A 12,629-nucleotide genomic window follows, 5' to 3' on the forward strand; every position below is an offset into this window, starting at 1 on the left:
CCGCGGGGTGCGTCACGGGCGCTGCCGGAGGGCGGACCGGGTCCGCGCCGGGGCGTCGGCCGACGACGTTTTGCCGCAGCGCTGCGGCCGATGCTGGGCCGGCGCACCGTCGCCGGGCAGGTCTTCGTGCTCCAGGTCGTCGTGGTGCTGGTGCTGGTCGCCGCCGCGGTGGTGGCGCTGGTGCTCCAGGCGCGGTACGACAGCACCCAGGAGGCCCGCAACCGGTCGCTGGCGGTCGCGGAGACGTTCGCCGAGGCGCCGGGCACCCTGGCGGCGCTGCGCGCCCGGGACCCCACGGCGGTGCTCCAGCCCCGGGCGGAGGCGGCCCGCGAGGCGACCGGTGTCGACTTCATCGTCGTCATGGCGCCGGACGGCACCCGTTACACCCATCCCCTGCCGGACCGCATCGGCAAGAAGTTCGTCGGGACCATCGAGCCGGCGCTGGCCGGGGAGCCGGTGACCGAGGAGATCGAGGGCACGATCGGGCGGCTGGTGCAGGCGGTCGTACCCATCCAGGAGCCCGACGGGACGGTGGTCGGCCTGGTGTCGGCCGGGATCACCACCGAGCACGTCGGCGGCGCCGCCGACCGGCAGCTGCCGCTGGTGCTGACCGCCGCGGGCGTGGGTCTCGCGGTGGCGACGGCGGGCACCGCGCTGGTCAGCCGGCGGCTGCTGCGGCAGACCCGCGGGCTGGGGCCGCGCGAGATGACCCGGATGTACGAGCACCACGACGCGGTCCTGCACGCCGTACGCGAGGGCGTGCTGATCCTGGACGGGGACGGCGCGCTGCTGCTGGCCAACGACGAGGCGCGCCGGCTGCTGGACCTGCCGGACGACGCCGAGGGCCGGCATGTGCGCGAGCTGGGTCTGGATCCGGCCACCGCGGAGGTGCTGGCCTCCGGGCGGGTCGCCACGGACGAGGTGCGGCTGGTGAAGGACCGGCTGCTGGCGATCAACCAGCGGCCCACGGACCTGACGGGCGGCCCGCCGGGCAGTGTGGTGACCCTGCGCGACTCCACGGAGCTGCGCGCCCTGTCGGGCCGGGCGGAGGTGGCGCGGGAACGCCTCGACATGCTGTACGCGGCCGGGGTCGGCATCGGCACCAGCCTGGACGTGACCCGGACGGCGCAGGAGCTGACGGAGCTGGCCGTGCCGCGGTTCGCGGACTTCGTCACCGTGGACCTGTTCGACGCGGTGCTCGCCGGGGAGCAGCCGGAGGCCGGCCTGGAGCTGCGCCGTACGGCCTTCGGCGGGATCCGGGACGACGCGCCGCTGTACCCGGTGGGCCGGCACATCCACTTCGTGCCGTCCTCCCCGCAGGCGCGGAGCCTGCGCAGCGGGCAGGCCATCCTCGAGCCCCGGCTGAACGACGCCCCGGGCTGGCAGGCGCAGGACCTGGAGCGGACCGCGCAGGTGCTGGAGTACGGCATCCACTCGCTGATCACCGCGCCGCTGCGGGCCGGGTCGCTGGTCCTGGGGCTGGCCAATTTCTGGCGTTCGCGCCAGCCGGAGCCGTTCGACGCGGAGGATCTGGAGCTCGCCGAGGAGCTGGTGGCGCGGGCCGCCGTGTCCATCGACAACGCCCGCCGCTACACCCGTGAGCACACCATGGCGGTGACCCTGCAGCGCAGTCTGCTGCCGCGCAGCCTGCCGGAGCAGAACGCGCTGGAGGTCGCCTACCGGTATCTGCCGGCGCAGGCCGGGGTGGGCGGCGACTGGTTCGACGTACTGCCGCTGTCGGGCGCCCGGGTCGCCCTGGTGGTCGGGGACGTGGTGGGGCACGGGCTGCACGCGGCGGCCACGATGGGCCGGCTGCGGACCGCCGTGCACAACTTCACGGCGCTGGACCTGGCGCCCGACGAGCTGCTGACGCTGCTCGACGAGATGGTGGCGCGGATCGACCAGCACGAGGCAGAGGAGGGCGGCAGCGCCCCAGTGACGGGCGCGACCTGCCTGTACGCGATCTACGACCCGGTCGCGCGGCGCTGCGCCATCGCCCGCGCGGGCCATCCGCCGCCCGCCCTGGTGCTGCCGGACGGCCGGGTGGAGTTCCCGGAGGTGCCCGCCGGTCCCCCGCTGGGTCTGGGCGGGCTGCCGTTCGAGACGGCCGATCTGGAGCTGGCGGAGGGCAGCCGGCTGGTGCTGTACACGGACGGGCTGGTGGAGGACCGCGGCCGGGACATCGACGTGGGCCTCGGTCTGCTGCGCGAGGCGCTGGAGCAGGCCGGTACGTCCCCGGAGGACACCTGCCGGGCGGTGGTGGACGCCCGGCTGCCGGCCCGGCCGAGCGACGACATCGCGCTGATCGTGGCGCGGACCCGGGCGCTGGGCGCCGACCGGGTCGCCGCCTGGGACGTGCCGACCGACCCGGCGGCCGTGGCGGACGTGCGGTCCTCGGTCACCCGGCGGCTGGCCGAGTGGGGGCTGGACGAGCTGGCGTTCACCACGGAGCTGATCCTGAGCGAGCTGGTCACCAACGCGATCCGCTACGGCGGCGCCCCGATCCGGGTGCGGGTCCTGCGCGAGCGCGCGCTGATCTGCGAGGTCTTCGACAGCAGCAGTACGGCTCCGCATCTGCGGTACGCGGGCATGACGGACGAGGGCGGGCGCGGTCTGTTCCTCGTTGCCCAGCTCGCCGAGCGCTGGGGCACCCGGTATCTGCCGACGGGCAAGGTGATCTGGGCGGAGCAGCCGCTTCCGTGACTCGCCGCGCCCGGCCGCCCGCCGTCACGTCGTGCGTCGTCCGTCGCCAGGGAGAACCGGCACGCGACCGACCGGAAGGACCGGCACGCGGCGGCCCGGACCCCGGGCGTCGCCGGGATCCGGGCCGTGTGGGGTGAGTGCCCGTCAGCTGCCGCTGAGCCGCTTCCGCAGCAGCTCCTTGCCCAGCTCGGCGCCCTTGCGGCTGTCGGCCTGGGCCTTGCGGAACAGCTCCGCGACCTCGGTGTCCTTGGCGCGCTCCGCGTCCTGGATGTACGTCTCCAGGCGGAGCACGTTGTTGAGGCACGCCTCCACGTACCAGATGAGGTTGTAGTCCTTGTCTGCCGTGCCGGTCACACCGCCGGTCTCCGTGCTGCTGGTCACTCGGGCCTCCTCCTTCTGTGCTGTGGATCGCTCTTCGCGCTTGCGCTGCGAGCCGGGTACCCGTCCTGCCGAGGGACACACAGGGAGGAATCGAGACGTCCGGAGGCACAGGCCCGGAGGGAGGCACGGAGGCGGCGACGGAGCCGGCCTGCTTCAGTGCTGCTTCGGCCGCCCGCCCGTGCGCAGGCCGAGCGCGGCGACGACCGCGCCGGCGAGGCAGAGGAGGCCGGTGACGACCACGGCCTGGTGCACGCCGTTCATGAAGGCGGCGCCGCTGCCCTCGGCGACGGCCGCCCGCAGCCGCCCGGGCATGCTGCCGGAGACCGGCGCGACACCCATCGCGACGGCGTCCCTGGCCTCCTGCAACCGCTCGGCCATCGCGGCCGGCACTCCGGCGCCGGTGAGTTCGCCGCGCAGGGTCGCACCGACCCTGGCGCTGATCACGGAGACCAGCACGGACGTGCCGAGCGCGCCGCCGATCTGCAGCGTGGTGGCCTGCAGTCCGCCCGCCACGCCGCCGTCCCGGACGGGCGCGTTGCCGACGATGGCGTCGGAGGAGGCCGCCAGCACCATGCCGACACCGAGCCCGAGGGCGACGAACGGCGGCCACATGGTGGTGTACGAGGAGTCCGTGGACCAGGTGAGCATGCCGAAGCAGGAGGCGGCCTGGAGGGCCATGCCGAGCGGCATGGTCACGCGGGCACCCAGCCGCTGGGTCAGCGCCGCGCCGAGCGGGGAGGCGACGAGGGAGGCCAGGCTGAGCGGCAGGGTGCGCACACCGGCCTCGACGGGGGTGTAGCCGCGCACGTTCTGCAGGTAGAGCATGACGAAGAAGATCACGCCGAGCATCACGAAGAAGTTCAGCGCGGTGACGATCGCGCCGACCGTGAGGGCGCGGTTGCGGAACAGCCGCATCGGCAGCAGCGGATGCCCGATCCGGGTCTCGTACCAGCCGAAGACGACCAGGACCAGCACACCGGAGAGTACGGCACCCCAGGTGCCGGCCGAGGTCCAGCCCCAGGTCTCGCCCTTGACGACGCCGAAGACGACGGCGAGCAGACCGAGCGCCAGCAGGATCACGCCGGCCACGTCGAACCGCTGCGGCCCCTCCTCCGCGCTCTTGCCCCGCGGCAACACGAACGCGCTGAAGAGGAGGGCGACGACGCCGATCGGCGCGTTGACGAAGAACACCGACTCCCAGCTGACGTGCTCGACCAGCAGGCCGCCGACGATGGGACCGAGGGCGGTGGAGACCGCCGACACCATGGCCCAGATGCCGACCGCCATGCCGAACTTCCGCGGCGGGAAGACGGCGCGCAGCAGGCCGAGCGTGTTGGGCATGAGCAGGCCGCCGAACAGGCCCTGGAGCGCGCGGAAGACGATGACGCCCTCGATGGAGCCCGCCAGGCCGATCGCGACCGAGGTGACGGTGAAGCCCACGACGCCGACGAGGTAGTAGGTGCGGCGGCCGAAGCGGTCGCCGAGCTTGCCGCCGAGGATGAGGGTGGCGGCGAGCGCGAGCAGATAGGAGTTGGTCACCCACTGGAGTTCGGCGGAGGAGGCGTCGAGGTCGCGGCCGATCTCCGGGTTGGCGATGGCCACGACGGACGCGTCGAGCTGGACCATGAACAGGCCGAACGCGACGGCGCACAGGGTGAGCCAGGGGTTGGCGCGGCGCCCGGCGGGCGGACGCGGCGGGAGGGACGCGGGCACGCCGGAGCGGTCCACGGTGGTGGAGGGCATGGGGAAGCCTTGTCTGTACGGGAGTTGTACGGGGGGATGCACGGCGGGATGTGCGGCGAGCCGTACGGAGAGAAGGGGAGAACGCCGCGCCGTCACGGCGGAAGGTTCCTCGCACACGACGCGGGGCCGTCGGCCCGGCGGGGCGGTGGGTCCTCCCGTACGGGGAGGACGGGCCTCAGCGGGTCGCGGCGGGCGCGGTGTGGAGGTGACGGGTCAGCGAGATGAGCGCGCCCGTGGCGGAGCCGAGGGCGTCCAGCTCGCCGTCGGTGAGGGCGGCCAGCGCCTCGGTGAGGTGGGCCTCTTCCAGTTCACGGACCTCGGCGATCCGGCGCCGTGAGGTCTCGGTGAGGTGGAGGTGCGCGACGCGCTTGTCGTCGCGGTCCTGCCGGCGCTCCAGCAGCCGCTGCTCCGTCAGCTGGGCGATCAGCGCGCTGACGTTGTTCGGCTTCATCAGCAGGGCGTCGGCGGCCTCGCGCACGGTGCAGCCCTCGTGCTGCGCGACGAAGCGCAGCAGCATCAGCTGGCCCTCCGGCGGCTTCGGGTGCGGGTAGTCCCTGCCGATCCGCCGGTCCAGCGCCCGGTACAGCGCGGGCAGGCAGGCCGCGAGCTCGGCGGCTACGCGGGCCGTGCGCTGCGTGGGGGCGCTGGAGTCGGACATGCCGTCCAGGATAGGTATGGAGGCATACCTATGTCAAAGCGCTGCCCCGCCCCCACTCTGGAGGGGGATCAGCGGGGTGCCGACCAGCCGCAGCTCGTCGAACATCCTCTTCGCGGAGGCGTCGAGCAGTTCGCCGGTCCGGAAGGTCCCGTCCTCGGCGATGTGCCGGGCGACGAACGGGATCGACACGGCGTCGGCGACCGGCACCATCCGCAGCGTGCCCACGACCTGCTTGAGCTGCTGGACCGCGCGCAGCCCGGCCGAGACACCGCCGTACGACACGAAGCTCACCGCCTTGTACCACCACTCGCGGCTGAGATAGTCGAGGGCGTTCTTCAGGGCGGCCGGATAGCCGTTGTTGTACTCCGGGGTGACCAGCACGAAGGCGTTGGCGTGCCGGACCCGGGCGCTCCACCGGAGGGTGTGCTCGTGGACGTAGGTCCCGGTCATCGGGTGGTGCGGCTCGTCGAAGATCGGCAGATCGATCTCGGCCAGGTCGACGACGTCGACCTCGAATCCGCCGTGGGCGCGGGCCGCCTCGGCGACCCAGGCGCCGACCGCGGCACCCACCCGGGAGGGCCGGGTGCTGGCGACGATGATCTGCAGGACGGGCTGGGACACGAGGACTCCGTATCTGTGTTCGTCGATCCGTGTTCGTCGGTCTGCGCCTGCCGGTGCCGGAACCGTCTGTCGGTGCCGGCCCCGGTGCCGGAGCCGGTTGCCGGAACGGCGGGTACGCCCCTGGTGACGTACCCGGCCGCCTTCGTGCGACTCACGCCGCGCCGGAAGGAGGCGCTGCCGGAACGGTCCGGTCCGCGCACCGTTCCCCCGCGCGGCCCGCAGCATCCCAGGTTCGTCGATCGCGCTCGCGTCCCGCTCGAGCGGCCCGCGCGGACCAAGGCGCGGCCCGCTCATACGGGGCCGATCGGCTGCTTGGCGGGCCGTACCGCATAAGCTCGGCGGATGGCGAAGTACTACGACGTGCACCCCGACAACCCTCAGCCGCGGACCATCGCGCAGATCGCCGACGCCGTTCGGTCGGGTGCCCTCATCGCGTATCCCACGGACTCCTGTTACGCACTCGGCTGCCGGGTCGGCAGCAAGGACGGGGTGGACCGGATCCGCTCCATCCGCCGGCTGGACGACCGGCACCACTTCACTCTGGTGTGCCAGGACTTCGCGCAGCTCGGCCAGTTCGTCCGGGTGGACAACGACGTGTTCCGGGCGGTCAAGGCGTCGACCCCGGGCAGCTACACCTTCATCCTCCCGGCGACGAAGGAGGTGCCGCGCGCGCTGATGCACCCGAAGAAGAAGACCGTCGGGGTGCGCATCCCCGACCATGTCGTCACCCAGGCGCTCCTCGCCGAACTCGGTGAGCCGCTGCTGTCGAGCACGCTGCTGCTGCCGGACGAGGACGAGCCGATGACCCAGGGCTGGGAGATCAAGGACCGGCTCGACCATGTGGTGGACGCGGTGCTCGACTCCGGCGACTGCGGCACCGAGCCGACGACGGTGGTCGACTTCTCCGGCGGCGACGTGGAGATCGTCCGGCGGGGAGCGGGCGACCCGAGCCGCTTCGAGTAGCCCCGGGGGCGGCCGTGGCGGCCGGCGCCGGACATGTCACCATGGCCCAAGATCCGCTCGCCGGGCCCGACTTGTCTCCAGCAGCGCAGAGAGGTGACCGCACCGCCATGACCGCCGTACAGGGAACCGCCGTGGACGTCCGCACCGAGGACGGCACCGCCGACGCCTACCTCGTCCACCCCAAGGACGGTGGTCCCCACCCGGCGGTGCTGCTCTTCATGGACGCCTTCGGGCCGCGCCCCGCGCTGCGGTCGATGGCCGACCGGCTGGCCGCCGCCGGGTACACGGTGCTGCTGCCCAACGTGCTCTACCGCGACGGCCGGGCCCCGGTGGTGGAGCTGCCCGAGTTCATCGACGAGGAGGCGCGGCCGGAGCTGTTCCGGCACCTCGCCCCGCTGGTGCTCGGGCTCTCCGCGGACGCCGCGATGCGTGACGCGGGCGCGTATCTGCGGTATCTCGCTGCGTGTCCCGCGGCGGCGGACGGCCCGGTCGCGCTGGTCGGCTACTGCATGGGCGCCCAGCTGGCCCTGCTGACGGCGGGCACCCACCCGGACCGGGTCGCGGCGGTGGCCGGGTTCCACGGCGCGCGGCTCGCGACGGACGCCCCGGACAGCCCGCATCTGCTCGCCGGCCGCATCACCGCCGAGATCTACTTCGGGCAGGCGGAGAACGACTCCGCGCAGGAGCTGGAGCTGCTGCAAAAGGCGCTCGCCGAGGCCGGGGTCCGCCACCGCTGCGAGGTCTACGAGGGCACCGAGCACGGCTTCACCCAGGCCGACACCTCCGCATACCACCCGGAGGGCGACCGGCGGCACTGGGCGGCGGTGCTGGATCTGCTGGACCGCACCTTCTGACGTATCGTCAGGCATCCTCCCTCATTGACATGAGCGTGGCGACAGGCCAATCTGAGAGCGCTCTCAAGAGCTGGTCCGGACCAATCCCCACGTGTCCGGTCCATCCCCCCACAGCGCTCCCCGCACGGAGGTGAGGATGCTCGCATCCCTCAGAAGGCGCCGGTTAACGGTCGCCGCTTTCGCCGCGACCCTGCTCGGCACCCTGCTCACCCTTGGCACGCCGCGGGCCGCCGACGCCGCGGTGCCCGCCACCATCCCGCTGACGATCAAGAACAACTCCGGCCGCGGCGACCAGGTCCACGTCTACGTCCTCGGCACCTCCCTGACCACCGGTCAGCAGGGCTGGGCCGACGCCGCCGGCACCTTCCACCCCTGGCCGGCCGGCGGGGTGCCGCCCGTCCCGGCCCCGGACGCCTCGATCCCCGGCCCCGCCGCGGGGCAGTCCAAGACGATCCGGATCCCCAAGCTGTCCGGGCGGATCTACTTCTCCTACGGCCGCAAGCTCGACTTCCGGCTCGCCACCGGCGGTCTGGTGCAGCCGGCCGTACAGAACCCGAGCGACCCCAACCACGACATCCTCTTCAACTGGTCCGAGTACACGCTGAACGACTCCGGGCTGTGGCTCAACAGCACCCAGGTCGACATGTTCTCCGCGCCGTACGCGGTCGGCGTACAGCGTGGTGACGGGACCACGGCGAGCACCGGGCGGCTCAAGCCCGGTGGCTACAACGGGGTGTTCGCGGCGCTGCGGGCGCAGCCCGGCGGCTGGGGCGGGCTGGTGCAGACGCGGTCCGACGGGACCGTGCTGCGGGCGCTGTCGCCGGCGCACGGGGTCGGCACCGGGCGGATCCCGGCGTCCGTGATGGACGACTACATCAACCGCGTCTGGCAGAAGTACGCCACGACGACCCTGACGGTCACCCCCTTCGCCGACCGTCCGGGGACGAAGTACCAGGGCCGGGTGTCGGGTGGCGTGCTGCGCTTCACCGACAGCTCCGGAGCGGTCGTGACCAGCTTCCAGAAGCCGGACGCCGACAGCGTCTTCGGCTGCCACAAGCTGCTCGACGCGCCCAACGACCAGGTGCGCGGGCCGATCTCCCGCACCCTGTGCGCGGGCTTCAACCGCTCCACGCTGCTGACCAACCCGAACCAGCCGGACGCCTCGTCGGCGTCGTTCTACCAGGACGGGGTGACCAACCACTACGCGCGGATCATCCATGAGCGGATGGTCGACGGGAAGGCGTACGCGTTCGCCTTCGACGACGTCGGCCACCACGAGTCGCTGGTCCACGACGGCGCTCCGCGGCAGGCGTATCTGACGCTCGATCCGTTCAGCTGAGCAACTCGGCGCGGTGCGGCGCGAGATGGGGCCCGGATTTCGTCCCGGGTTCCGTCTCGCGCCGCTTTCGATCATCATTACGATGCCCTGGTGTCTGACTCCTCACGTGATACCGCCGAGGGCGCCGGCTGGGGCGCGCCCGACCCCGGCGACTACCGGCAGCTGGTCCCGCCCGCTCGGGGCCGGAAACTGTCGTGGCTCGATCCCAGGACGCTGTGGCTCGCCCGCAACGGCATGCTGGCGTCCTGGTTCGGGGACCCCACGGGCCGTACCCGCAGCCGCTGGGTGGCCCAGCAGGCGGCGGCCGGGGCACCTGCGGACAAGGTGATCCGCCGCCCTGATCCGGACCGGTTCGCGTTCCTGGTGGCCGGGGACACGGGTGAGGGCGGCGAACCGCAGTACGCGGTGGTGCCGGGCCTGCTGAGGGTGGGCCAGGACACCCAGTTCATGATCATCGCGAGCGATGTCATCTACCCCGTGGGCGCCACGGACGACTACGGCGACAAGTTCTTCCGCCCGTACCAGGACTATCCGGCGCCGATCTACGCCGTCCCCGGCAACCACGACTGGTACGAGGACCTGCACGGCTTCATGCGCGTGTTCTGCGACGACGCGCCGCCGCTGCCGCCCGAGCCCCGGCCGCGCCCGCTGACCCGGGGCCGGCTGCGCGACCGGCTGTGGCACCGGCCGAGCCCGGTCGACGAGGCGGACTTCGCGCAGGCCCGCAAGCTGCGCTCCGCGCCCGCCCAGATGGCCGTCCAGCCGGGCCCCTACTGGGCGATCGACGCCGGGCCGATCCGGATCGTCGGCATCGACACCGGGCTGCTCGGCACCGTCGACGCCGAGCAGGGCGCCTGGCTGCGCGAGGTGTCCCGCGACCCGCGCCCGAAGATCCTCATCACCGGGAAGCCGCTGTGCGCCGACGGCGTGCTCCGCCCGTGTCCCATCGAGGGCGGCGGCACGGTCGACGAGATCGTCCGCGACCCCGCGCACCGCTATGTCGCGGCGATCGGCGGCGACATCCACAACTACCAGCGCTATCCGATACGTGTGGACGGGAACCGCACCATCCAGTACGTCGTCGCGGGCGGCGGCGGAGCGTTCACCCACGCCACCCACACGATCCCCCCGGTCCACATGGCCGGCCTGACGGAGGCCGACTTCCGCTGCTACCCCCTGCGCGGCGACTCCCTGGCCTTCTACAGCCGCATCTACGCCCGCCGCACCCGCCTGCGCCGCTTCTTCACCCTCACCGAAGCGCAGGCCGCGGCCGTCGTCGCCGAACGCCTCGAGGGCCGCCCCGCCCGCACCCCCGACTCACCGGCCCTCGTCACCCCCCGCACCCGCCTCGTCGCCACCCTCCTCGGCACCGGCCGCCGCCCCCGCCGCTTCCGCCTCCCGCTCCGCAAGCTCTACACCGGCCTCCTCTCCCCCTCCTGCGCCACCCACGCCCCACCCTTCTTCAAGTCGTTCCTGCGCATCGACGTGTCCCCCGAAGCCCTACGCCTCCGCTGCCACGCCGCAACAGGCCACCGCGCCCAGGAACTCGACCCACCGGTGGAGGACGAGGTGACCATCCCACTGATCTGAACGGGCGGCCTGGCCGTACCGGCCGGCGCGGGGACAGCCATGGGCGACATCGTCCTCGCGCCGGCCCGTAGGGGCGCCCGTCGGTCGGGCTGTGGGTCAGACGGTGAACTCGCGTATCACCGTGTCGCGGAACACCGCCCGGCCGTCGATGGTGAACAGGGCCAGTCGGTCGTCGATGAGGTACGGGAACACCTCCGAGGTGTGCACGTACCGGCCGTCGTCGACGAACATCTCCACCGAGGTGCGGTCCACGAGGATGCGCAGGCGGGCGCGGCGGGCCGACGGGTCGAAGGGGCTCTTGCTCTCCTGCCAGCGGCCGGAGGCGTCGGGGTTCACGGTGGGGCGGCGGTTGAGGAAGGCGTAGTCGCGGTAGACCCCGGCGTCGATGTGGCGCACGCCGTCGGGGGAACGGCGGAGCTGGACGCCGGCGCCGGTGACCTGGTCCCAGGTGAGGTCGCAGGTCAGCTCGTAGGCGGTGCCCCGGTAGTCGAGGAGGCGGGTGCCCTGGACCTCGAGGTCGCCGAGGCGCACGGTGCGGGAGACGTACCGGTCGAGGGCGGCGACCGGGCGGGAGGCGAGGTAGTACGTGCCCGAGGCGTCGCGTTTCAGGGTGATCTCGCGGACGACGGAGTCGGTGCCGTTGAAGCCGTCGGTGTCGATGGTGGGCGTGGTGTTGGCGTAGTCCCAGTTGTTGAGCCAGCCGATGGCGTGGCGGACGCGTTCGTCGAGGGCGCCGGTGGCGGTGCGCTTCTCGAAGGTGACGGCGCCGTACCAGTCCCAGCCGTGGTCGAGCCACTGCGGGTCGGCGGCGTCGGGGGTGAAGGCGCTGCCGTCGAAGGCGCCGGTCCAGTAGGCGTAGGTGTTGGGCAGCCCGGCGCCCTTGCCGTTGGCGCTGACGCCGAGGACCCACTTCACGGTGCCGTCCTCGGCGGTGATGCGGAACAGGTCGGGGCACTCCAGTACGCCGATGCCGTCCTTGACGAAGCCGCCGGCGTACGTCCACGACCGCAGGTTCGCCGAGTGGTAGAAGCCGACCTTGTTGTTCTCGGCGAGCGCCATCACCCACCGGCCGCGTTCCTCGTCGCGGATCACCTTCGGGTCGCGGTAGTCGCGTACGCCGGGGTTGGGCAGGACGGGGTCCGTGCCGTGGTGGCGGAAGGTGCGTCCGCCGTCGGTGGAGTAGTAGAGGTACTGGGCCTGGGTGTGGGCGCCCTCCACCGGTTCCATCGTAGCCAGCACGACGACCGCTCCGGCACCGAAGCCCGCCGTGTTCTCCGTGTCCACGACCGCCGAGCCAGACCAGACGTCGCCGTTGGGTGTCGTGTCCTTCGGCACGGCGATCCCCCGGTCCGTGAAGCGGACCAGGTCGGTGCTGGTGGCCCGGCGCCAGGCGGTGCCTGCGGTGGTGCCGCCGGTGAAGTAGTCCGGGTTGTACAGGTAGTAGTAGTGGTACTCGCCGTCGATCCAGACGGGGCGCTGCGGGTCGTTCTTCCACTGGTCGGGGACCGTGAAGTGGTAGGCGGCCCGGTAGCGGGCGCAGGGCGCCGCACCGGTGCGGGGTCCCGCCGCCGCGGGGGTCGCCGCGGGCGGCAGCAGCGCGGCTCCGGCGCCCGCGGCCGATCCGGCGAGGAGCGCTCGTCTGGACAGTCCACGCATCACACATCGTTCCTCTCGTCGAAGCGAGCCCGGCACAGCGGCTCGGAACGGCGGCTCATGTGGACCAGGACTGTAGACCTAACTCGTTAAAGGTCAAGTGGTTCCAGGCTCTTGACAGTCC

The 12,629-nt window shown here is 72.6% G+C and carries 10 protein-coding genes; 5 read left to right on the forward strand and 5 right to left on the reverse strand.

All coding sequences use genetic code 11. The features are described 5' to 3' along the window. Window positions 1–90 precede the first annotated feature (90 nt). The gene (locus tag ACIG0D_RS23365) at window positions 91–2,703 is read left to right on the forward strand and encodes a SpoIIE family protein phosphatase (protein ID WP_399804030.1); all 2,613 of its coding nucleotides are present in this window, start codon (window positions 91–93) and stop codon (window positions 2,701–2,703) included. Between the two features lie 144 nt (window positions 2,704–2,847). On the opposite strand, the gene ACIG0D_RS23370 is transcribed toward ACIG0D_RS23365, so the two are convergent. The 4 genes from ACIG0D_RS23370 to ACIG0D_RS23385 form a co-directional block, all read right to left on the reverse strand. After that, on the reverse strand, window positions 2,848–3,084 hold the full coding sequence (locus ACIG0D_RS23370; protein ID WP_365765181.1) for a hypothetical protein: 237 nt from the start codon (window positions 3,082–3,084) through the stop codon (window positions 2,848–2,850). 153 nt (window positions 3,085–3,237) lie between these two features. Continuing rightward, entirely contained in the window at window positions 3,238–4,827 is a 1,590-nt protein-coding gene (locus tag ACIG0D_RS23375) for an MFS transporter (RefSeq protein ID WP_399804034.1), read from the reverse strand. Window positions 4,828–5,002: 175 nt separating this feature from the next. Beyond that, window positions 5,003–5,485 (reverse strand): MarR family winged helix-turn-helix transcriptional regulator, encoded by a 483-nt coding sequence (locus ACIG0D_RS23380; RefSeq protein ID WP_399804037.1) that lies wholly within the window; start codon window positions 5,483–5,485, stop codon window positions 5,003–5,005. Between the two features lie 33 nt (window positions 5,486–5,518). After that, a complete protein-coding gene (locus ACIG0D_RS23385; RefSeq protein WP_399804040.1) occupies window positions 5,519–6,106 on the reverse strand; it encodes an NADPH-dependent FMN reductase in 588 nt (195 codons plus the stop codon). A 342-nt stretch (window positions 6,107–6,448) separates the two neighbouring features. On the opposite strand from ACIG0D_RS23385, the gene ACIG0D_RS23390 reads away from it, so the two are divergent. The 4 genes from ACIG0D_RS23390 to ACIG0D_RS23405 all read left to right on the forward strand — a co-directional run bounded on the left by ACIG0D_RS23390 (window position 6,449) and on the right by ACIG0D_RS23405 (window position 10,852). Further along, window positions 6,449–7,069, forward strand: coding sequence for an L-threonylcarbamoyladenylate synthase (locus tag ACIG0D_RS23390; RefSeq protein ID WP_399804042.1), 621 nt, complete (start codon window positions 6,449–6,451; stop codon window positions 7,067–7,069). Window positions 7,070–7,176: 107 nt separating this feature from the next. Next, window positions 7,177–7,923 carry a dienelactone hydrolase family protein gene (locus ACIG0D_RS23395; protein WP_399804045.1) on the forward strand — a complete coding sequence of 249 codons (747 nt, stop codon included), beginning with the start codon at window positions 7,177–7,179 and terminating at the stop codon, window positions 7,921–7,923. A 136-nt stretch (window positions 7,924–8,059) separates the two neighbouring features. Beyond that, the gene (locus ACIG0D_RS23400) at window positions 8,060–9,262 is read left to right on the forward strand and encodes a glycoside hydrolase family 64 protein (protein WP_399804048.1); all 1,203 of its coding nucleotides are present in this window, start codon (window positions 8,060–8,062) and stop codon (window positions 9,260–9,262) included. A gap of 90 nt (window positions 9,263–9,352) precedes the next feature. Continuing rightward, on the forward strand, window positions 9,353–10,852 hold the full coding sequence (locus tag ACIG0D_RS23405; RefSeq protein WP_399804051.1) for a metallophosphoesterase family protein: 1,500 nt from the start codon (window positions 9,353–9,355) through the stop codon (window positions 10,850–10,852). Between the two features lie 96 nt (window positions 10,853–10,948). On the opposite strand, the gene ACIG0D_RS23410 is transcribed toward ACIG0D_RS23405, so the two are convergent. Further along, complete coding sequence (locus tag ACIG0D_RS23410) at window positions 10,949–12,508, reverse strand: glycoside hydrolase family 32 protein (protein WP_399804054.1); 1,560 nt, start codon at window positions 12,506–12,508, stop codon at window positions 10,949–10,951. Window positions 12,509–12,629: the final 121 nt, after the last annotated feature.

Origin of the sequence: Streptomyces sp. NPDC052773 (assembly GCF_044547145.1) — a bacterium.
GTDB lineage: Bacteria > Actinomycetota > Actinomycetes > Streptomycetales > Streptomycetaceae > Streptomyces.

Coding starts and splice junctions, on each gene's coding strand:
- ACIG0D_RS23395 (WP_399804045.1), top strand. CDS start 7,177: ATGACCGCCGTACAGGGAACCGCCGTGGACGTCCGCACCGAGGACGGC.
- ACIG0D_RS23380 (WP_399804037.1), bottom strand. CDS start 5,485: ATGTCCGACTCCAGCGCCCCCACGCAGCGCACGGCCCGCGTAGCCGCC.
- ACIG0D_RS23365 (WP_399804030.1), top strand. CDS start 91: ATGCTGGGCCGGCGCACCGTCGCCGGGCAGGTCTTCGTGCTCCAGGTC.
- ACIG0D_RS23390 (WP_399804042.1), top strand. CDS start 6,449: ATGGCGAAGTACTACGACGTGCACCCCGACAACCCTCAGCCGCGGACC.
- ACIG0D_RS23400 (WP_399804048.1), top strand. CDS start 8,060: ATGCTCGCATCCCTCAGAAGGCGCCGGTTAACGGTCGCCGCTTTCGCC.
- ACIG0D_RS23375 (WP_399804034.1), bottom strand. CDS start 4,827: ATGCCCTCCACCACCGTGGACCGCTCCGGCGTGCCCGCGTCCCTCCCG.
- ACIG0D_RS23410 (WP_399804054.1), bottom strand. CDS start 12,508: ATGCGTGGACTGTCCAGACGAGCGCTCCTCGCCGGATCGGCCGCGGGC.